The sequence below is a fragment of the Dechloromonas sp. A34 genome, assembly GCF_026261605.1.
Taxonomy (GTDB): domain Bacteria; phylum Pseudomonadota; class Gammaproteobacteria; order Burkholderiales; family Rhodocyclaceae; genus Azonexus.
This window is the reverse complement of the sequence record NZ_CP102486.1, coordinates 3,768,394-3,788,550: the sequence shown is the minus strand read 5'-3', so window position 1 is coordinate 3,788,550 and position 20,157 is coordinate 3,768,394. Positions and strand designations below refer to the sequence as shown.

15 protein-coding genes, 1 tRNA gene and 1 pseudogene are annotated in these 20,157 nt (G+C 62.0%); 8 read left to right on the top strand and 9 right to left on the bottom strand.

The annotated features are described in order from the left end of the window. Window positions 1-75: 75 nt before the first annotated feature. Window positions 76-1,356 (top strand): serine--tRNA ligase, encoded by a 1,281-nt coding sequence (gene serS, locus NQE15_RS18910; RefSeq protein WP_265943664.1) that lies wholly within the window; start codon window positions 76-78, stop codon window positions 1,354-1,356. On the opposite strand, the gene mltF is transcribed toward serS, so the two are convergent. Then, a complete protein-coding gene (gene mltF / locus NQE15_RS18905; RefSeq protein ID WP_265943662.1) occupies window positions 1,346-2,743 on the bottom strand; it encodes a membrane-bound lytic murein transglycosylase MltF in 1,398 nt (465 codons plus the stop codon). The two genes, serS and mltF, sit on opposite strands and share 11 nt — an antisense overlap. 36 nt (window positions 2,744-2,779) lie before the next feature. Here mltF and NQE15_RS18900 point away from each other — a divergent pair. The 5 genes and pseudogenes from NQE15_RS18900 (at window position 2,780) to NQE15_RS18880 (ending at window position 8,858) form a co-directional block, all read left to right on the top strand. Next, a tRNA-Ser gene (locus NQE15_RS18900) sits at window positions 2,780-2,867 on the top strand. A 100-nt stretch (window positions 2,868-2,967) separates the two neighbouring features. Beyond that, window positions 2,968-4,494 (top strand): hypothetical protein, encoded by a 1,527-nt coding sequence (locus tag NQE15_RS18895; RefSeq protein ID WP_265943660.1) that lies wholly within the window; start codon window positions 2,968-2,970, stop codon window positions 4,492-4,494. A 7-nt stretch (window positions 4,495-4,501) separates the two neighbouring features. Further along, window positions 4,502-5,478 (top strand): annotated as a pseudogene (locus NQE15_RS18890) (ABC transporter permease). Next, the gene (locus tag NQE15_RS18885; RefSeq protein ID WP_265943658.1) at window positions 5,475-6,881 is read left to right on the top strand and encodes an ABC transporter permease; all 1,407 of its coding nucleotides are present in this window, start codon (window positions 5,475-5,477) and stop codon (window positions 6,879-6,881) included. The pseudogene NQE15_RS18890 and the gene NQE15_RS18885 overlap by 4 nt, the downstream one beginning before the upstream one ends. Continuing rightward, window positions 6,882-8,858 (top strand): ABC transporter ATP-binding protein, encoded by a 1,977-nt coding sequence (locus tag NQE15_RS18880; RefSeq protein WP_265943656.1) that lies wholly within the window; start codon window positions 6,882-6,884, stop codon window positions 8,856-8,858. On the opposite strand, the gene NQE15_RS18875 is transcribed toward NQE15_RS18880, so the two are convergent. Further along, on the bottom strand, window positions 8,859-10,361 hold the full coding sequence (locus tag NQE15_RS18875; protein ID WP_265943654.1) for a transglycosylase SLT domain-containing protein: 1,503 nt from the start codon (window positions 10,359-10,361) through the stop codon (window positions 8,859-8,861). A 211-nt stretch (window positions 10,362-10,572) separates the two neighbouring features. Between NQE15_RS18875 and NQE15_RS18870 the strand changes: the two genes are divergently transcribed. Next, the gene (locus NQE15_RS18870) at window positions 10,573-11,817 is read left to right on the top strand and encodes an MFS transporter (RefSeq protein WP_265943652.1); all 1,245 of its coding nucleotides are present in this window, start codon (window positions 10,573-10,575) and stop codon (window positions 11,815-11,817) included. Here the strand turns inward: NQE15_RS18870 and NQE15_RS18865 are convergent. From NQE15_RS18865 to NQE15_RS18835, 7 genes are all read right to left on the bottom strand, one after another. Beyond that, a protein-coding gene (locus tag NQE15_RS18865; RefSeq protein WP_416336476.1) for an IS5 family transposase occupies window positions 11,767-12,556 on the bottom strand; the annotation gives its coding sequence in 2 pieces (ribosomal slippage) (window positions 11,767-12,294 and window positions 12,296-12,556; 789 coding nt in all). The genes NQE15_RS18870 and NQE15_RS18865 overlap by 51 nt on opposite strands. 376 nt (window positions 12,557-12,932) lie before the next feature. Continuing rightward, a complete protein-coding gene (locus tag NQE15_RS18860) occupies window positions 12,933-13,961 on the bottom strand; it encodes an IS110 family transposase (protein ID WP_265943648.1) in 1,029 nt (342 codons plus the stop codon). Between the two features lie 92 nt (window positions 13,962-14,053). Then, a complete protein-coding gene (locus NQE15_RS18855) occupies window positions 14,054-15,661 on the bottom strand; it encodes a methyl-accepting chemotaxis protein (protein ID WP_265943646.1) in 1,608 nt (535 codons plus the stop codon). Between the two features lie 53 nt (window positions 15,662-15,714). Beyond that, window positions 15,715-16,131 carry a hypothetical protein gene (locus NQE15_RS18850; protein ID WP_265943645.1) on the bottom strand — a complete coding sequence of 139 codons (417 nt, stop codon included), beginning with the start codon at window positions 16,129-16,131 and terminating at the stop codon, window positions 15,715-15,717. A gap of 40 nt (window positions 16,132-16,171) precedes the next feature. Next, window positions 16,172-16,642 (bottom strand): c-type cytochrome, encoded by a 471-nt coding sequence (locus tag NQE15_RS18845; RefSeq protein WP_265943643.1) that lies wholly within the window; start codon window positions 16,640-16,642, stop codon window positions 16,172-16,174. Window positions 16,643-16,645: 3 nt separating this feature from the next. Continuing rightward, entirely contained in the window at window positions 16,646-17,986 is a 1,341-nt protein-coding gene (locus NQE15_RS18840) for a carbohydrate porin (protein ID WP_265943641.1), read from the bottom strand. A gap of 329 nt (window positions 17,987-18,315) precedes the next feature. Continuing rightward, complete coding sequence (locus NQE15_RS18835) at window positions 18,316-19,239, bottom strand: LysR family transcriptional regulator (protein WP_265943639.1); 924 nt, start codon at window positions 19,237-19,239, stop codon at window positions 18,316-18,318. 102 nt (window positions 19,240-19,341) lie between these two features. Between NQE15_RS18835 and NQE15_RS18830 the strand changes: the two genes are divergently transcribed. Continuing rightward, window positions 19,342-20,121, top strand: a complete 780-nt coding sequence (locus NQE15_RS18830; protein ID WP_265943637.1) for a ferredoxin--NADP reductase — start codon at window positions 19,342-19,344, stop codon at window positions 20,119-20,121. Window positions 20,122-20,157: the final 36 nt, after the last annotated feature.

The following is a 20,157-nucleotide window of genomic DNA, read 5'->3' as shown; positions in this document are numbered from 1 at the left end:
ATGCCGGTTTGGCCCGGGAAGCGGATGACATGGGCCTCACGTATAATGACCGGCTGACCAATTTGCAGGTGCACCATGCTCGACATCCAACAACTCCGTTCCAATCTCGATGCCGTCGCCGATGGCCTCGCCAAGCGCGGCAAGCCGATCGACTTTTCCGAATTCAAGGCGCTGGAAGCCGAGCGCAAGACGCTGCAGGCCCGCACCCAGGATCTGCAGGCCATGCGCAATAGCCTGTCCAAGCAGATCGGCATGATCAAGGGGCAGGGCGGGGATGCTTCCGGTGTAATGGCGCAAGTCGCTGCCATCGGCGACGAGTTGAAGGCTTCGGAAGCCCGCCTCGGCGAGTTGCTGGACAAGTTCAACGCCATTCTCGCCGCGCTGCCCAACATTCCCGACGACTCGGTGCCGGTCGGCAGCGACGAGAAGGATAATGTCGAAATCAAGCGCTGGGGCACGCCGCGCACTTTCGATTTCCCGGTCAAGGATCACACCGATGTCGGCGAGGCCCTGGGCCAGCTCGATTTCGGCACCGCCGCCAAGATTTCCGGTTCCCGTTTCTCGCTGCTCAAGGGGGGGCTGGCTCGCCTGCACCGCGCGCTTGCCCAGTTCATGCTCGATACGCACAGCGCCGAGCATGGCTATACAGAGGTTTACACCCCCTATCTGGTCAATGCCGCCAGCCTGTACGGCACCGGCCAGCTGCCCAAGTTCGAGGAAGACCTGTTCAAGGTGCTGCGCGGCGATCAGGATCCGCTCTACCTGATTCCGACCGCCGAAGTACCGGTCACCAATATCGTCCGCGACGAGATCCTCGCCGCCGAGGCGCTGCCGCTGAAGTTCGTCTGCCATACGCCGTGCTTCCGTTCCGAAGCCGGTTCCGGCGGCCGCGACGTGCGCGGCATGATCCGCCAGCACCAGTTCGACAAGGTCGAGTTGGTTCAGGTCGTGCATCCCGAGCAGTCGGCCGCAGCGCACGAGGCGCTGACCCGCCACGCCGAAGTGATCCTCGAGAAGCTGGAACTGCCGTACCGCCGTGTCGCCCTGTGTTCGGGCGACATGGGCTTCTCCGCAGCCAAGACCTACGACCTCGAAGTCTGGCTGCCGGCCCAGAACACCTATCGCGAAATTTCCTCGTGCTCCAATTTCGGCGCCTTCCAGGCCCGTCGCATGCAGGCGCGTTTTCGCAACGACAAGAACAAGACCGAGTTGTGCCATACCCTGAATGGTTCCGGCCTGGCGGTTGGCCGGACGCTGGTCGCCATCCTTGAGAACTTCCAGAATGCCGATGGCAGCGTGACGGTGCCAGCCGTGCTGCGCCCCTACATGGGCGGGCTGGAGCAGCTTAGCGTTTAAGTTTCAGTCCCGGGCCGCCGGTCATGCCGTCCACACGGGTGGCGATTTGCGCTTGCGGCTCGTGGCGGACGAGGATGTCGTAGTAGCTGCGGATATTCTCGACCAGGATCACCGCTTCGCCGCCGCGCGCCCGGCCCGATTTCAGACGCTCGTAGTATTGCGGTTTGGCCAGTAGCGGCAGGATGCGTTTCATTTCGAACCAGGCGTTGGGGTCGGCCTTCAGTTGTTTGGCAATAGTGCGGGCGGCGTTGAAATGGCCGGGGCCGATGTTGTAGGCGGCCAGTGCCAGCCAGGTCCGGTCCGGCTCCCTGACGTCGTCGGGCAGGTTGTCCTTGAGCAGGTTGATGTAACGGGCGCCAGCCAGAATGCTTTCGCGCGGGTCAAGACGGTTGCTCACCTTCAGGCGGTCGGCGGTTTCCTCGGTCAGCATCATGATGCCGCGCACCCCGGTCGGGCTGGTGGCGTTACTGTCCCAGTGCGACTCGTGATAGGCGACCGCGGCGAGCAGCCGCCAGTCGATGCCGGTCGCCGCTTCCGCTGTCTGGAAGTACTGGCGAAGTTTGGGCAGGCTGGTTTCGATCTGTCCCAGGAACTTGATTACGTCGGCCTGATTCAGGCGCCGGACGTGGCCGAAATAGCGGTCTTCGAGCTTGGCCAGCGTGCCGTCGCGCTGGATGCGGTCGATGAAGGCGTTGGCCCGCGCCGCGAGTTCCGCATTCGGGGCGTCGCCGAGCAGCCAGACGATGGGCTGCTCCTCGCCGATCAGCAGCGTTGTCCGCAAGTTGGGGACGAACTGGTTGGCGATGTCTTCGAGATTCTTGTCCATCGCCACGTAATCGACTTGCCCGTTACCGAGTAATTCGAGCAGATCGAGGATGTCGCCGTGCCCGACTTCGACGACTGCGAGGTCGGGAATTTCCAAGCTCAGGCGATGCAGGTTGGCCGCCTGGCGCGAGCCGGCCATCGCATGCACGGTCTTGCCGCTGAGTTGGGCAAGTTCGCGAAGCGGTAGCGAGGCGTCGTTCTGGGCCAGCGTGTCCTGGGTCTGAAAAATCGGTGGCGTCGCTCGAATCTCGCTGTCTGGCAGCGGTGAAAGCCAGGCGGCGGCGATATGGTAGTCGTTGCTGCGTAGCCGCTTCGCCATATCCTCGGGGGCAACGACGAGGTATTTCACGCCGACGCCGAGTTCCTGGGCAAAGGCTTCGGCCAGGTCGTGTTCGAGGCCGGTCGCGTTGCCGGCATCGTCGGTCTGGTGGGTCAGTGGCCCGCCACGGGTCAGAACGACAAGGTCGTGCTGCGCTGGCGTCGGGAACGGCAGCGGCGTGAACGACCAGTCCCCACACGCGGCGAGGAAAATAGTCATGCCCAGCGGTAACAGTCTTTTCATCCAGTGCATCTGTTGTGCTATTATGCGGCCCGCTGCGGAGAGGTGGCAGAGTGGTCGAATGTACCTGACTCGAAATCAGGCGTACTGCAAGGTACCGTGGGTTCGAATCCCACCCTCTCCGCCACAGCGAATTGTGCAGATAAGCCCGTGATTTCACGGGCTTTTTTGTTTTCAGGGCGCGCATTGTAACCCACATTCGCCCCAGATCGGCCAGAATGCAACCGATGCCTGCCTACGGTCTCTTCCCCTGCGAACGCTTTGTCGTCACCACCGGCCATGCCCTGGCCGAGGAGCTGGCGCAACCGGCGCTCTGGTATTTTCGGCACGAAACCGTCGCCGTTGCCAAGGACCGTATGGCCGGGGTTGGGGCGCAACACCGCTTGTCGGTGTGGGACGATCTGCGTGCCTGGCACGCCGCAACCTCGGTGGGGAGCGAGCTGGCGCCGCCGCCGCTGATCTGGCTGGGGGCGCCTGACGTCTTGCGGCGGGTCGAACTGGGCGTCGAGGGCCGGGTGGCGCGCCCCGACGGAGGTCAGATGGCCCTTGAACTTGTCCCGCGCCTGCCCCTGAACCGCGCCTATTTCGACCGGAGCAGTGAAGTTTATTTTTGCGGGCAGCCGCTGAAACTGCGCGGGCAGCATGCAGAGCAGACTTTTGTTGCGCGCAGCTTCTGGCCGGAGAACTTCCGGCTGCCGGAAAATCCGGTCCGGAGCGAAATGGCGGCCGAGCCGGCGGCGCTGCGCGTCTGGGTGCGGGCGCAGCCCAGCGGTGGTGCCCGCGAGCCGTTTTCAGTCGAATCCGTCTGGCGGCGGCCGGGCTCAAACGGGCCGCAGGCCGGCCAAGCGGTCCTTGGCCTGATGCTGAATGGTGCGCAGGGCGACGACGACGAGGCGCACAGCGGCCATTTTGCGCTGATGACCGGCTACCTTGGCGAGCAGGGCGCGATCGACGACTGGCTGGTCAACAATTTCTATACGCTGGATACGGAAAGCGAGAAGGGCATCATCGCCGCGCCCGTGCCGCTCGACAATTACCTCGGCAACCTCAACAGCGGCCAGGCCTGGTACCGGCCGTCATACATGCTGGTGGCGATTCTCAACGATGCGCGGACGGCCACCCACCTGCAATCGGCACTCGGGCGGGTCTATGACCAGTTCTACCGCCACCGCTTCGCCTATCACCACGGCCACACCAACTGCACCGGAATCAGTGTGTCGACGGCCCGCGCGCTGGGCTGGCAGGTGGTGGCGCGCGGTGCGGAAAGCTGGCTGAAGGCAATGCTTGCGCTGCCGCTGACGGCCATCCGGGAGTTGAGCCTGCGCCAGGGCAAGAAGATGTTCGATTACCTGAGCGAGGACCAGACCCGGCTCTACCCGGCGGCGGCTTTCGAGGAAATGGGCGCCGATCTGCTGCGCCTGGCGAGCGGGCAGGGCGGCCGCCCCTTGAGCGAATTCGAGCGCCTGCTCGGCGATGACATCGGTGAAATCCTGCTTGTCCGCGTGCCGCAGTTTCCCTCGAGCCGGGCCTGGGGCGACTATCCGGTGGAAAACAGCGTCGAGTATCGGGCGCGGCTGCCGAAGGACCCGGCCGATCAGCAGATCGTCCCGGTGCCGCCGCGACCTTTTCCAGATGAATTCCGCGATCCGCTGGCGCCGGCCGAACCGCCGCTGCGCTCGGACTATGCGGTAGCGGGCTGGGGGCTGGCGATAGTTGCGCTGATGGTGTTGATCCTGAACCGGGTCTTGGCATAATCCGCCTGTGCTCGCCTACATCGTCCGCCGCCTCCTCTACGCCATCCCGATCCTGATCGGGGTGAACCTGATCACCTTCGCGCTGTTCTTCGTGGTCAACACGCCGGACGACATGGCGCGCATGCAGTTGGGCGTCAAACGGGTGACCCCGGAGGCGATCCAGAAATGGAAGGTCGAGCGCGGCTACGACAAGCCGCTGCTGATCAACGAGGCGGCTGCGGGAACGGCCGTGTTCACCGATACCGTGTTCTTCCAGAAATCGGCCCGCATGTTCGTCGGCGACTTCGGCCGTGCCGAGGACGGCCGCGACATCGCCCGCGAAATTGCCGGCCGCATGGGGCCCTCGCTGGCCATCGCGCTGCCGACCTTCATCCTCGGCCTGTTCGTCACGGTGACTTTTGCGCTGACCCTGGCCTTCTTCCGCGCCACTGCCTTCGACTTCTGGGGCGTCGTGCTCTGCGTCGCGATGATGTCGATCTCTGGGTTGTTCTACATCATCGGCGGCCAATACCTGATCAGCAAGATCTGGCGGCTGGTGCCGATTTCCGGTTTCGGGGCGGGCTGGAAGCCTGGCGTTTCCTGATCCTGCCGGTGCTGATCGGCGTGGTTTCCGGCATTGGCTCCTCGGCCCGCTGGTACCGCACCATCTTCCTCGAAGAAGTCAGCAAGGACTACGTTCGCACCGCCCGCGCCAAAGGCCTGGCGGAAACCGTGGTCTTCTTCCGCCACATCCTGCGCAATGCGCTGATCCCGATCATGACCGGCATCGTGGTGGTCATTCCGCTGCTCTTCATGGGCTCGCTGCTGACCGAATCCTTCTTCGGCATTCCCGGCCTCGGCAGCTACACCATCGATGCGATCAACGCCCAGGACTTCGCCGTCGTGCGCTCGATGGTCTTCATCGGCTCGGTGCTCTACATCGTCGGCCTGATCCTGACCGACATCTCCTACACCGTGGTCGATCCGCGGATCCGCTTCGAATGACGGGCTTCCAGATCGTGGTTCTCTGGTCGGACATCCTGATCTGGCTGCTGGTCGCCGCCGGGGTCGGCTTCGGCCTGCTGATCGCCAAGAGTCCGCCGCTGCTCGCCGCCTGGCGGCGGGTCGGTGCCAACCGGGTGGGCATGGCCTCGGCCACCATTTTGCTGGCCTTTGTGCTGATCGGCTTGCTCGATTCGCTGCACTACCGTGTGCAGATGGATGGCAAGGCGGACCAGAAGGTGACTTACGCCATCGAGGTGCTGTCGGTGCTCGATGCGCTGGCCGCGCCGCTGCGCTTGCGCAATGAGAAAACCTATTCCGAACCCTTCGCGACGCGACTCTACGCCAAGGAAACCATCGATCTGCCGGGCGGCGGCACGGTGCGCGACTATCCGCGTCTGAGGTACGGCGGCAAACATCTCGGCGAACGCGAGGACGCGGTGGCGAGCGATGCCGGCTTCACCGCCTTGCGTGCCGGCGTGGTGGCCTTGCTGGCCTGGTTGTCCGTGGCCGGCATGGCGAGCGTTGCGGTCAATCGCCGCCGTGCGCCAGGCGACGCAGCGGGCTGGCGGAAAATATGGCGCGGCGAAACCGCTTTCGCCTGGAATGCCATGCTGATCACGCTCGGCCTGATGCTGCTGCTCGTCGTGCCGCTGTTCTGGCTGGCCGGTCAGTACCACGTCTTCGGCACCGACAAGGTCGGCCAGGACGTGCTCTATCAGATCCTCAAAAGCGTGCGTACCGGCCTGATCATCGGCCTAGTGACGACCCTGGTCATGCTGCCGATGGCGGTGCTGCTCGGCATCGTCGCCGGCTATTTCCGCGGCTGGGTCGATGACGTGATCCAGTACATCTACACCGTGCTCAACTCGATTCCCGGCGTGCTGCTGATCGCCGCCGCGGTACTGATGATGCAGGTGGTCATCGACACCCATCCGCAGTGGTTCTCGACTGCCGCCGAACGCGCCGATCTCCGCCTGCTCGCCCTCTGCTTCATTCTCGGCATCACCAGCTGGACCGGGTTGTGCCGGCTGCTGCGCGGCGAGACGCTGAAGCTGCGCGAACTTGAATACATCCAGGCGGCGCAGGCCTTCGGCGTCTCGAACGGGCGCATCATCGTCCGCCACATCCTGCCCAACCTGATGCACATCGTGATCATCGCACTGGTCATGGATTTCTCTGGCCTGGTGCTGGCCGAAGCCGTGCTTTCCTACGTCGGCATTGGTGTCGATCCGAGCATGACCAGCTTCGGCACGATGATCAACAACGCCCGCATGGAACTCGGCCGCGAACCGGTGGTCTGGTGGTCGCTGGCGGCGGCCTTCTCGGCGATGTTCATCCTGGTGCTGGCCGCCAACCTGTTCGCCGACGCGGTGCGCGATGCATTCGACCCGAGGGCTGTATAAATGTTGAAGGTCGACAACTTCCGCCTCGGCTTCACTGCCGGGAAAAAGATACTGGCTGCGGTCGATGGCATTTCGTTCGCCATCGCCGCCGGCGAAACTTTTGCCTTACTCGGCGAATCGGGCTGCGGCAAGTCGGCCACGGCGCAGGGCATCATGCGTTTGCTGCCAGCCGCCGGGCGCATCCTCGACGGCAGCGTCCGGCTCGGTGGCACCGAACTGCTGACGCTCTCCGAAGCCGAAATGCGGGCCTACCGCGGCGGCCGGATGGCGATGATCTTCCAGGAACCGGCGACCAGCCTGAACCCGGTGCTGACCGTCGGCCGCCAGATCGGCGAAGTACTCGAACGCCATCGCGGCCTGTCCGGCCCGGCAGCGACCACCCGCATGGTCGAGCTGCTGCGCCTGGTCGGCATCGCCGATCCCGAACGCCGCCTTACCGAATATCCCTTCCAGCTGTCCGGCGGCATGAAGCAGAGGGTGATGATCGCCATCGCGCTGGCCGGGGAGCCGGAACTGCTGATCGCCGACGAGCCGACCACGGCCCTCGATGTCACCGTCCAGGCGCAGATTCTCGACCTGCTGAGCAAACTGCAGGCCGAACGTGGCATGGGCATGCTGCTGATCACCCACGATCTCGGCGTCGTCGCCCGCATGGCGCATCGCATCGGCGTCATGTATGCCGGCGAGCTGGTTGAGGTGGCAAGCCGCGAGCACTTCTTCGGGCAGCCGCGCCATCCCTATACCCAGGCCCTGTTTGCCGCCTTGCCGGAAGTCTCGCGGCGCGGCCTCAAGCTGACGACGATCCCCGGCCAGGTGCCGGTGCTGTCGGCGATGCCGGGCGGTTGCCGGTTCGCTGATCGGTGTCGGCACGTAATGCCGGTGTGCCGGGAGGTTTCGCCACCCTGGCGCGAGGTCGGTGCTGCGCACGTTGTCCGTTGCCATTGGCAGGGTGAGGCCGGGGAGGGCGCCAGCGTACGCCATGAAGTCACCGACCTGAATCTCGAACCGGGCCGCGCTTTTCTCGAAGTCGGCGATCTGAAAGTCCATTTTCCGATCCGCCGTGGCTTGTTGCAGCGTACTGTCGGCCATGTCCGGGCAGTCGACGGCGTGTCACTGGCGATTGCCGCCGGCCGCACGCTGGCCCTGGTCGGCGAATCCGGCTGCGGCAAGACGACGGTCGGCAAGGCGCTGCTGCAACTGATCAAACCGACGGCGGGCAGCGTCCGCATCGGCGGCAGCGAACTGGTCGGCATGAAGCCGAAGCGCCTGCGCGCGGCACGCCGTCACATGCAGATGGTTTTCCAGGATCCGTTCGCCTCGCTCAATCCGCGCATGCGGGTCGGCGAAATCATCGCCGAGGGCATGACGGCGCTGACCGTCGAGGCCGCTTCGACCGTGCCGACCGATGCAGTGGCCGCGCTGCTCAAGCAGGTCGGTCTGCCCGACGAGGCGGCCGGGCGTTATCCGCACGAATTCTCGGGCGGCCAGCGCCAGCGCATCGCCATCGCCCGCGCCCTGGCCGTGCAGCCCGAACTGCTGATCTGCGACGAGCCGACCTCGGCGCTCGATGTCTCGGTGCAGGCGCAGATTCTCAATCTGCTGAAAAAATTGCAGGAGGAGTTGGGCGTCGCCTACCTGTTCATCACCCACAATTTCGCGGTGGTCGAGTACCTGGCGCACGACGTGGCGGTGATGTACCTCGGCCGCATCGTCGAGCGGGGCCGGGCGGAGGATGTGCTGCGTGCGCCGCAGCACCCGTACACGCAGGCCCTGCTGTCGGCGGTGCCAGCGCCCCGGCTCGATGCCCACACCGCGGTCATCCGCCTGCCCGGCGAAACGCCGTCGCCGGCCAATCCGCCGCAAGGTTGCCATTTCCATCCGCGCTGCCCGCAGGCGATGGATGTCTGCCGTCAGCGCTACCCGGAAACCAGCGAGCTTTCAGCGACCCATACGGTCAACTGCCATTTGAAGGCTTGATCAGCTGCGCCGGCCGTTGCCGGCCTTGGCGACCTTGGAAGATGCAGCAGGTTTGGCGTTACCGGCCTTGGCCGACTTGGCGGCGGATTTGCCGGCGCCGGCTGAGGCCAGCTTGCGTTCCTTGCCGGATACCGCCTTGGGGGCTTTGCCAGCGGATTTCGGACCCTTGGCGCTCAGCATCGCTTCCGTTTTACTGCCCTTGCCGGATTTGGTCGCCCGGCCACGCGATTTGACGACCGGTTCCGGTTCGATAATCTGGGTCAGCGCCGGCGCATCCGACAAGCTGGCCAGGTCGTCGGCGCCATTGCCGGCCGGTACCAGCAAGGTCGAACCGGCTCTCAGGCGCACTCTTTCCGGCAGGCCATTGACGCGCAGCAGTTCAGGCAGGGCAATGCCGAAACGCGGGGCCACCTTGTCGAGCTTTTCACCGTGCTTGAGGGTGTAGGTTTGCCATTCGGTCAGCGGCGCCGAATATTTTTCCAGGTTGCTGCGGAAGGTTTCCAGCTTGTCGGCGGGCAGGACGACTGCCGAATCGGCCTTGATCACCGGCCGGTTATGCGAGGGGTTGAGGACCAGAAACTCCGCCAGAGGCATGTTGGCCAGACGGGCTGCGGTTTTCACATCCATCGGCTTTTCGGTATCGATGGTCGCGAAATAGGGGCGGTTCATGACCTCCGGCAGGCCGAGTTGCACCATCAGCACCGGGTTGCCGAAGATGTTCTTCAGCGCCTGCAGCTTGGGGACGTAATGCCGGGTTTCGTTCGGCATGTTCAGACTCGCGTAGTCGGTCGGCAGGCCGCGTGCCGTGTTTTTCTCGACGGCCCGTTTGACCGCGCCTTCGCCCCAGTTGTAGGAGGCGAGCGCCAGGTGCCAGTCGCCGTGCATGTCGTAGATGGTCTGCAGGTAGTCGAGGGCGGCCCCGGTCGAGGCGACGATATCGCGGCGCTCGTCCTGCCACCAGTTCTGTTCCAGGTTGAAACGCTTGCCGGTGGCCGGGATGAATTGCCAGAGGCCGGCGGCATGAGCGCGCGAGTAGGCCATCGGGTTGAACGAGCTTTCGACCATTGGCAGCAGCGCCAGTTCGGTCGGCATGCCGCGCGCTTCGAGTTCCTCGACGATGTGGTGCAGGTAGGGACGGCTGCGTTCGACCATGCGGCGCAGCGCGTCCGGGCGATTCTGATACCACTGTTGGTAATGGAGTACCAGGTCGTCGTTCAGGTTGGTCATCGCGAAGCCGTTGCGCAGACGATCCCACAGATTGTCGGTGCTGGCGGTCAGGTCGATGGTGCCGGGCGGCGTCGGTGCGGCGCGTACTTCGTGAATGGTCAGCGCGCTTTCCGGGCTGACGACGGCGGGCTCGGCCAGCGTCGGCATGAGCAGGGAAATCAGCGGGAAGTTGTTGGCGGATTCGGCCAGTGTCGGTGCGGATAGCGCCAGGGCGGTGGCGCCCAGACTGGCGCCGGCAATGCGGCGAAACAGCGACAGAACGTTGCGATGTTGCATAGGGATACTCCAGGCGCGAACGGGGTCGACTAAACCGGCGATTATACCTGACACGAAAAGGGCTTAGTCGCTTGCTGGATATACGCAGTATTTGTGCCATGGCTCGCCGATGAGCTTAAAAAACAGGGGCTTGCTGCGCGCCTGGCAAAACGCCGCCCGGACATCGTTAAACTGCGGTCTTGGCCTGCGCGGCAGGTAGCTTGGAGTCGTCATGGGGCAGACGAAGGTGGGGGCAAACCGGATTCCGGCCGGTGTCTGGGTGCTGGGTTTTGTCAGCATGCTGATGGATATCTCGTCGGAGATGATCCACAGCCTGCTGCCCCTGTTCATGGTGACGGCCCTCGGGGCTAGCGCATTCATCGTCGGCCTGATCGAAGGGCTGGCCGAAGCCACGGCACTGATCGTCAAGGTATTTTCCGGTGTCCTCAGCGACTACCTCGGCCGGCGTAAAGGGCTGGCCGTCTTCGGCTATGCCCTGGGGGCATTGAGCAAGCCGCTGTTTGCCTGGGCGCCGGGCATTGGCGTGGTCCTTGGCGCCCGCCTCATCGACCGGGTTGGCAAGGGTATCCGCGGGGCACCGCGCGATGCGCTGGTTGCCGACCTGACGCCGGAAGGCATGCGCGGCGCGGCATTCGGCCTGCGTCAGTCGCTCGATACGGTCGGCGCCTTTCTCGGGCCGCTGCTGGCGGTCGGGCTGATGCTGTTGTGGGCCAACGATTTTCGCGCGGTGTTCTGGGTGGCGGTCATTCCCGGCATGTTGGCCGTAGCCTTGTTGCTGTTCGGCGTGCACGAACCGACCGGTCGTCCTGCTGCCCTGCGCACCAATCCGATCACCCGGGAAAACCTGCGCCGCCTGGGAACAAGCTACTGGTGGGTGGTCGGCATCGGCGCGGTGTTTACGCTGGCCCGTTTCAGCGAAGCCTTTCTCGTCCTGCGTGCCGCTGAGGGCGGGATTTCGCTGGCGCTGGTGCCGCTCGTGATGGTGGCGATGAACCTGATCTATGCCGCCGCGGCTTATCCCTTCGGCAAACTGGCCGACCGCATGAGCCACACCCGCCTGCTGGGCGGCGGCCTGGCCGTGCTGGTGGCCGCCGACCTGGTATTGGCCAGCAGCAGCCACTGGGCGGTCGTCCTTGGTGGCGTTGCCCTGTGGGGCGTGCATATGGGCATGACCCAAGGCCTGCTGGCGACCATGGTTGCCGATACGGCGCCGGCCGATCTGCGCGGCACGGCTTTCGGCTTCTTCAACCTGATGAGCGGTCTGGCCATGCTTCTTGCCAGTGCAACCGCCGGCCTGCTCTGGGACCAGTTTGGTGCGGCGGTGACCTTCCTGGCCGGCGCTGCCTTTTGCTGCCTAGCCCTGGTCGGGCTGGCGCTTCGGGCAGGCCGGAGCCTTAGAACCTGTTCACGATCTTTTGAGCAAAAGGGCGAGGAAGGCGAGGTGAATGAACTGTAGGCTGGTGTTGAGCTTGCGTTCGCAGTTTTTCCACAAACGGCGGCATTTTTCGATCCAGGCGAATGATCGCTCAACCACCCAGCGCTGAGGCATAACGGCAAAGGTGTGCAGTTCACTGCGTTTGGCGATTTGAACCTCAGCGCCGAGCAGTTCTTCAACGGCCTGGGCAAATGGCTGACCGACATATCCACCATCGGCCAAGATGCGCTGCACGGCTCGCAAATCAGCCGCCCAACGACCGAGAGCAAGCAATGCACCCTTGCGGTCTGTGACGTCGGCCGTCGTGACGGCGATCGCGTGGGGTAAGCCTTGGGTATCGACCGCAATGTGGCGCTTGATCCCCGATACCTTCTTGCCGGCGTCGTAGCCTTTCTCGCCCGCGCTATCGGTATTCTTGACGCTCTGCGCGTCGACGATCAAAAAGCTCGTCGAGAATTTGCGCCCCTGTCTTGTACGAGCCTCGCCAACCACATTTTTTTAAAGCCCGCTCCAGGACGCTGAAACCGTCTGGACCAGGCTCGCTCCACTTGGCGAAGTAGGCATGCACCGTTCGCCATTTCGGATATTCACTCGGCAACATCCGCCACTGGCAACCGCTTTTCAGCAAATACAGCACGCCGCAGAACACTTCATATAAATCAACCGTCCGCGGCTTGGTCTGTTTGCGCACGCTTTCCAGCAAGGGCCTGATCTCTTCGAATGCTTCCTTGCTGATATCGCTGGGGTATCTCTTTCTCATGCCCCAGTTTACGACATGCAAATGATTGTGAACATAGATGGTCGCCCCGGTTTGCCAAGCCCTCAATCAGTGACGTTCAACAGGTGGAGATTGCAGCCATAGATCCGGACTTTGATCGAGGCCAAGGCCTCTGTCCCTGATGGAATATGCAGATCGGTCGCTCAACAGCCCCCAGTACCCGAAGTACGAAGTTCACAGCAGCATTCACCGATCCCGGTCTAACCTATTTCGCCATCACGTCATGATTGCCTGTGCAATCGGTGGTTCTCCTTGATGTTTGCTGCCGTTGTATTGTTACCTTGCAGGGTTATCCATGGGGCCGATGGCCGAAGGTCCTTTTAGACCGTAGGGCAGCGGCACTGTGGATAACCCATATTCATGCCGCCGATCCGTAGCAGGGTTCGTAGTCTCGCTCGTGAGCCAGGAGTGCCCAAACAATTCGAGCGTTCTTGTTGGCCTGTGCCACTGCGGCCACGTTCTTGTGACGTCGTCCCATAACCTCCGCGAGCCAACTGCCGGCATAGGCAGCTTTGTGCTCGGCGATACGAACCACGGCTCGTGCTCCGTGGATTAGCAGGGTTCGCAGATAAGTGTCGCCTCGTTTGCTGATACCCAGCAGCGTTTGCTTGCCGCCGCTGGAGTTCTGGCGTGGTACCAGCCCTAACCAAGCTGCCAATTGGCGCCCATTCTCAAAGTTCCGCGCATTCCCGATCGATGCTACCAAGGCGCTTGCCGTGATCGGGCCAATGCCGGGAATCTGCGCTAACTTTCTACTCGCCACGCTCTCCCGGTGCCACGCTTGGATTTGTACTTCCAAGTCTTGGACCTGCCGATCCAACTCTTTGAGGTGGTCACCAAGGCGTGCAATCAGGTGGCGAAAAATGCCAGGCAAGCCGTTCTCAGCATCCTCCAGAATCTCGGGCAGTCGCTTACCGATGTACCCAATGCCTTGCGGGATGATGATGCCGTATTCAGCCAGCAGGCCACGAATCTGGTTGGCCTGAGCCGTTCTCGCCTTGACGAAGCCTTGGCGGGCTCGATGCAGTGCCAGAACTGCTTGCTGTTCGCCTGTCTTGATTGGCACAAAGCGCATGTTTGGTCGACTTACCGCCTCACAAATCGCCTCGGCATCGGCCACATCGTTCTTATTACTCTTCACATACGGCTTTACAAACTGCGGTGCCATCAGTTTCACCGTATGGCCCATCGCCTGCAGTTTGTTCGCCCAAAAATGAGCGCCACCACAGGCTTCCAGGCCGATCAGGCAGCACTGAAAATTGGCGAAAAACGGCAATACTTGATCGCGCTTCAGTTGCTTCTTGAGCACCGCCTTTCCTCGCTCATCAACACCATGAACCTGAAAGAGCTGTTTTGCCAGATCGATGCCAACTGTCGTAATCTTCATTTCGGTCGCTCCTCTCACTCAGTGGGATATTGCTATCGCCACTTTGGCACTTTGATGCCGTTTCTGGGAGGGGCGACCATCCCATTAGCCTCTTAAAGCCTGAATCGCCCTGCTGCAATCTTCAGGCGAGCCGCCAGATTTTCCAGACTGCTGGCGGCGACCGCGGTCTCCTCGACTGCGGCGCAATTTTCTTCTCCCATTTGAGAAACCATTTCGACGCGCCTTGCAATGTCGGTGCTGGCCGTCCCCTGCTCGCGGAGGGCGCCGGTAATGTCGGCGACGGCAAAGACGACCCGCGAAGATTCGTCGCGAATCTTGGTGATCGAGTTACTGACGTCGTGCGACAGATCCATGCTGTTCCGTTCGGCAGTGACCGCTTTTTCCATGGTGTCGACTGCCGCCAGCGTCGCCCGCTGCACGTCTTCAATGACTACGGTGATATCGCTGGTCGATTTGCCGGTCCGCTCGGCCAGCTTGCGCACTTCGTCGGCAACGACGGCAAAGCCGCGCCCCTGCTCACCGGCCCGCGCCGCTTCGATGGCGGCATTCAGCGCCAACAGATTGGTCTGCTCGGCAACCTCGCGAATGACCTTGACGATCGTTGAAATCCGGTCGGACAGCGCACCAAGGTTACGGATCTGCGTGGCCGCGTCTTCGATGTTGTGAGCTGTCCGTTGATTTTCGTCCATCATCCGGGTGACGGCCTGCACGCCCTGCTCGGCAATCTTCCCGGAATCGGTCGCCGCCCCGCGCACATCCTCCGCCCGGTCGGACATGTGGGTGATGCTGACTGAGAGTTCCTCGACCGAGGCGGCCATAGACGAAGCTTCCTGGGACTGCGTTTCGGTCGATTTGGCGATTTGCGTCGTAGTTGCCGCCAGCTGGGTGCTGGTCGAGGCGATATCGTTCGCACCATCCTGCAAGGCCTGCGCGATTTCGCGCAGGCTGTTGCGCATTTTCTCGCAGGAGGTCAGCATCTGGCCGAACTCGTCATTCCGATTGTTCAGCAGAACGGCCTGCGACAGGTCGCCGGCCGCGATACTCGCCGTGACGCGCTGGGCCTCGTTGAGGGGCAGGATGATGGCGCGGATCGTGACGAAGGAAAAAATGCCCAGGGCAATCGCCGAGAGGACGGCAACCAGCAGCACCGTACGGATAGCCGTCTTGCCGATGGCGTCGAACTCGCGGTCGGCAATTTCAGCCTCGGCATTCATGGATTTGGCGACTTTTTGCAGTTGTACGCGAATCCCCTGGACGTTTTTGTCGATTTCGCCGTCGAGACTGCTGAGCTCGGCGTCGACCTTGTTTTTTTCCGAGAGGATGGGTAACAGCTTCTTCTCGAAAAGCTCGACCAGCTTGACTACCGACTCCTGGGCGTTGGCTACCGCCTGACGCTCCTCGGCGGTATCGGCTTCCCTGGCCAGTTTGTCCAGATCGCCCTTGGCCTCGACGAGCAAGTCGGCAAACAATTTTTTCGACTCTTCCACATTGCGGTTGATGATCGTGTCGGCGATCACCTGATAGAACTGGCTTCCCAGTTGTGAAGCCTCGCCCGCCGCAGCCTGCGTCTGCGTCTTGCTGTAACCCTCGTTTTGCAGATCGGCGAGGCGCCCCATCTGGATAATCGCGAATCCAACGATCAGGATACTGAAGGCTATTGCGACGCCGGCCATGAGCAGCAATCTTGTTTTGACGGACATATCGACTCCTGTTGGGGGCTGCAAAAGTAAGGGAAACGGCTTTCTCAATGAATTCAATACAGCAAGCGGTATTTCGTTCCGGCCAGGTCGCAAACGCCTTGCCCGTTTTTCTCACCGCGGTAATCGAACTCGCATTCCATCAACGAGCCCTTGTTGCCACGCATGACGGCGTGAGCATGGCGCAGCTTGAGCGACGACTGGCCGCTCGCATAGTTCTTGTAGGTCGAACTCCAGGCACCGTAGTGTTTGCGGACTGCCTCGCTTTCATCGACCACGTAGGAGCGCCAATAGCCCGCAAACTCCTCGCCCTTGAGGGTGATGGAAATCTCGTTGGGCGGGCTGGCATTGATGATGATTGTGCCCCGGGTTTCCGTTCCGTCGTCGGCGACCAGCTTGAACTCCTGGTCGCAGCCGGCCAGCGCCAGCAGCAGAAAGGGCAGGCACCATAGGTTATGTCGGATGTGCATCATGGATTTATTCCGCGTTATGTTGGGGCGCTTATGGAATTGCTTAATTAGTATGGTCAATTTGTCTGAGGACAAAGCGTTGATAAACATATTCACTGACATCGGCGACATCCTGATCGTCCATATTCTTCAACCAAGTCGGCATGTGTGTGCCCAGTTTACCCAGTGCCGTGCTTGTAAAAATGTCTCGCCGGCCGAATTCGGCACGAAAACTGTCGGTCTGGAAGCTCAGCGGCTTCAGGTCAAGCGTTTTGGCATCGGGCCCTTTGCCATCGCCACGCTGACCGTGGCAACGCATGCAGTTCTCCTCAAATACTGCCCGCCCGTGCGCGAGGTTGCCCTGTAGTCCCTTGGGGAAGGGATCGTTGTGGGGCACATTGCCATTTTCGGCAAAGCTCAGCGTCGAGCAGATGCACAGGGCGAAAACACTCGCGAAGACGCGAAAGTAGGAGTGAGTTTTGGTCGCCACAGTATTTCCTTTCATATCGGGGGAACGCCTGGTATCGAAGCTCATGGGTCAAAGTGCCAAATCCAGCCGCAGACCGATTACCGTGGCATTGCGCACGCTCTGGTCGGCGCCGGGATGGCGGATGAACTGGAGAACTGGCTGGATGGCCAGCCAGTTTTCCATTTGAAAGCGGTAGGTCAATTCCCAGGCATCCTCGAACCGGGTCGGTAGCGCACCGCCGGATTCCAGAAATACGCGGTATTTGTCGGAAATCATGCCCCGGCTATAACCCAGCCCGGCGACATCGTTATCGCGCCCCTTGAACGGCCCCTTCAGGGTGACGCCCAGGTTCAAGGAACGCTCCAGGGCGATGGAATTGCCATCGTTCTGGCTGTAACGGGCAAAAACCGTGACATCGCCGACCGCGGTTTCCCGCCAAACGGTCCTTTCCGCCAGGGCGTACCAGCCCAGACTGCGCCGTTTGGCCGGGGCACCGTTGTCATCGACATCGACCAGGTCATCGACGCGTTCGGAATAACCCCAGAGACCCAGGGCATACTTTGCGAATCCAGGCTCCGGTTCGGGGGCTTTGGCTTCCGTATCCGGTCGCATTTCGTCTGCCGCAAAATCAATATCGGGAATTTCCGCAACCGGCCGGTGGCCGACCTCCATGATCGCCATGACGCCATCGCCCGCTGCAAAACGGACCCGTGTGCCAACCGCGTGCTTCGGGTCGCCGGGAATGCCGTCGAGGACCGCTCCCTGCGCATAGAGACTGCGGTCGGCCGAGGTCCACTTGCCGCGCAGGCCAAATGCCGAGTTGTTGAAGATGGAAGGGCCGCGAGTCAGTGCCACATCGGCCAGCGCGCCGTAACCGGGCTGGACAAAGACCCCGGCGGAATCCACCACCATGAATTCGGAGTCGATCGGATACAGACCGGTAAGCAGCGAGAACTGGCCTTCCGCCCACTCTTTTTGAATCCAGGCATGAAACAGGCGGGTGGTTGCCACCGGTACTTCGACATTCGAGACGCCGAGCAGGCTCCCGGCGTAGTCGGTATTGGGCTTGCCGCCACGATCATCGATCAGGTTGAAGAAGGCGGTGGCGCCATGCCAGCCCATGATCTTGTCCAGATCGGCCTTGAGCTTGAAATCAAGGTGCGTCAGTGGTCGTCCGCCTTGTGCCAGGCCACCGCGCACGACCGACATTTGCTCCAGGCGCAGACCCAGATCCCAGTCCCAACCCTGCCCGGATTGTTCGGCGCGCAAGCCGGACCAGCCACCGGTCAGGGTATTGGCATCGAAATCGGGGGGCTCTGCCGCCGCAGAGCCCATCCACAGTCCAAAAACAATCAGCGCCGACCAGTCCCGACCCCACGGTGCACCGGCAGCAAATATTGCTTTACGCATATCACCCTCAGCATTGAGCGCAACTTATTCGTCTGTAGCAGGGTGAGTTGTGAATGACTTGAAAAAGCCTACTCAGCCGGCATCTTTTTTCAAAGTTGATTGGAAGCAAATTTGACGCCAGTCAACTTTTTCCGTCACCAAATTTTTCGAAAAATGCTGGATTCGTAGATTGAGCGAGGTTCTTTGACGTTCGCATGGTCCACTTTTCTGGCCATCGGGCAAAGGCTTCGAGGATGTCAGAGCGTGAGCAGTCTCGAAATCGGGAAAGCCATCATGGTCTTCAGACCCGCTAAACCGCTGTGCGCAGAAAACTCAATTGGCCCGAGGTATTAGCTGATGAACGGGAGTTGCAGGGTATCGGTTCCCCGCGCCGTTCCGGTAGCTTCCCGGCACAGGGCAAGGAAGGTCTGTGCTGCCGGACTGATCTGACGTTGCCGATGGCGGGCGAAATAGAAGCGGCGATTGAGGTCGAATTGCGGTGTCTTGATCTCGATCAGGCTGCCCCGGCGAAAGGCCTCGCGCAGCGAAAGGCGCGACAGGCAGCCGACACCGAGGCCGGATTCGACGGCGCGCTTGATCGCTTCGGTGTGTTCCAGTTCGAGCTGGATGCGCAGCGCCGGCAGGGAGCGGGCAATGACCCGGTCGAACAGGGCGCGGGTTCCCGAGCCGCGTTCACGGACGATCCACTGCTGTTCGATCAAGGTCGCATCGTCGGCCATGCCAGCCGTCGCCAGCGCATGATGCGGGGCGCAGAAAACGACCAGCGCGTCGTCCAGCCACGGTTCGAGCAGCAGGTCGGGGTGGTTGGCCTCGCCCTCGATCAGGCCGATATCGAGTTCGGACCCGACGACCTGCTCGACAATGCGTTCCGTATTCGCGACGTGGAGCCCGATCTTCGAGGCCGGGTGGCGGCGCAGGTATTCGGCGGCGACCAGCGTCGCCAGGTAGTTGCCGATGGTCAACGTGGCGCCGACCGCCAGCGGGCCGAGGATGCCGCCGGCGAGATAGCCTTCGATGTTGGCGGCACGTGCCAACAGGTCGTGGGCCTGGGGTAGCAGGCCGCGGCCGGTGCTGTTCAGGCGCAGCGACTTGCCGATGCGGTCGAACAGCGGGCAGTCGAATTGCCGCTCCAGTTCGACCAGGGCGCTGCTCGCCGCCGACTGCGACATGGCGAGCGCCTCGGCCGCCCGTGAGACATTTTCGCCATGGGCGATGGCGGCGAAGATTTCGAGCTGGCGCAGAGTGATTTTCATATTGATAAAACAGGTAATGGTTAGCGAAATTATCCGCTTATATTTATATCGTGCGCAGCCTATGATTCAGTCCGTCACCGAACTTCGACGGAAATTGCCGCCATGAGTAACCTTGCCACCGAGAAAATCATCTCCGTCCATCACTGGAACGACACTCTGTTTTCCTTCCGCACCACGCGCGATCCGGGGCTGCGTTTCGTCAACGGCCAGTTCGTGATGATCGGCCTAGAAGTCAATGGCCGGCCGCTGACCCGTGCCTACAGCATCGCCAGCGCCAACCACGAGGAACACCTGGAGTTCTTCAGCATCAAGGTGCCGGACGGGCCGCTGACCTCCCGCCTGCAGCACCTGCAGCCAGGCGACCCGCTGATCGTCAGCAAGAAGCCGACCGGAACGCTGGTCCTCCATGACCTGAAGCCGGGCAAGCGGTTGTTCATGTTCGCCACTGGTACCGGCCTGGCACCCTTCATGAGCCTGATCCACGATCCCGAGGTCTATGAGAAATTCGAGAAGATCGTTCTCATCCACGGCGTGCGCTGGACCAACGAACTGGCCTACCACGACTACATCCAGCACGAAATCGTTGAGCACGAGTTCTTCGGTGACTGGGCGCGGGAGAAGCTGATCTACTACCCGACGGTGACCCGCGAGCCGTTCCGCAACGAAGGCAGGCTGACCGACCTGATCGAGTCCGGCAAGCTGTTCGCCGATATCGACCTGCCGCCGCTCGATCCGACGACCGACCGGGCAATGATCTGCGGCAGTCCGGCCATGCTGGCCGATACGGCCGCCATGCTCGATGCGCGCGGCTTCGTGGTCGGCAACCACCACACCGGGGTGTTGGGCGACTACGTGATCGAACGGGCTTTCGTCGAGAAATAGCCGGGTTCAGTCAGGTAAAGCCGTTGAAATCGATGA

Coding starts and splice junctions, on each gene's coding strand:
- mltF (WP_265943662.1), bottom strand. CDS start 2,743: ATGAAAAGACTGTTACCGCTGGGCATGACTATTTTCCTCGCCGCGTGT.
- NQE15_RS18845 (WP_265943643.1), bottom strand. CDS start 16,642: ATGAGCTTCGATACCAGGCGTTCCCCCGATATGAAAGGAAATACTGTG.
- NQE15_RS18870 (WP_265943652.1), top strand. CDS start 10,573: ATGGGGCAGACGAAGGTGGGGGCAAACCGGATTCCGGCCGGTGTCTGG.
- NQE15_RS18830 (WP_265943637.1), top strand. CDS start 19,342: ATGAGTAACCTTGCCACCGAGAAAATCATCTCCGTCCATCACTGGAAC.
- NQE15_RS18855 (WP_265943646.1), bottom strand. CDS start 15,661: ATGTCCGTCAAAACAAGATTGCTGCTCATGGCCGGCGTCGCAATAGCC.
- serS (WP_265943664.1), top strand. CDS start 76: ATGCTCGACATCCAACAACTCCGTTCCAATCTCGATGCCGTCGCCGAT.
- NQE15_RS18895 (WP_265943660.1), top strand. CDS start 2,968: ATGCCTGCCTACGGTCTCTTCCCCTGCGAACGCTTTGTCGTCACCACC.
- NQE15_RS18885 (WP_265943658.1), top strand. CDS start 5,475: ATGACGGGCTTCCAGATCGTGGTTCTCTGGTCGGACATCCTGATCTGG.
- NQE15_RS18880 (WP_265943656.1), top strand. CDS start 6,882: ATGTTGAAGGTCGACAACTTCCGCCTCGGCTTCACTGCCGGGAAAAAG.
- NQE15_RS18875 (WP_265943654.1), bottom strand. CDS start 10,361: ATGCAACATCGCAACGTTCTGTCGCTGTTTCGCCGCATTGCCGGCGCC.
- NQE15_RS18835 (WP_265943639.1), bottom strand. CDS start 19,239: ATGAAAATCACTCTGCGCCAGCTCGAAATCTTCGCCGCCATCGCCCAT.
- NQE15_RS18840 (WP_265943641.1), bottom strand. CDS start 17,986: ATGCGTAAAGCAATATTTGCTGCCGGTGCACCGTGGGGTCGGGACTGG.
- NQE15_RS18860 (WP_265943648.1), bottom strand. CDS start 13,961: ATGAAGATTACGACAGTTGGCATCGATCTGGCAAAACAGCTCTTTCAG.
- NQE15_RS18850 (WP_265943645.1), bottom strand. CDS start 16,131: ATGATGCACATCCGACATAACCTATGGTGCCTGCCCTTTCTGCTGCTG.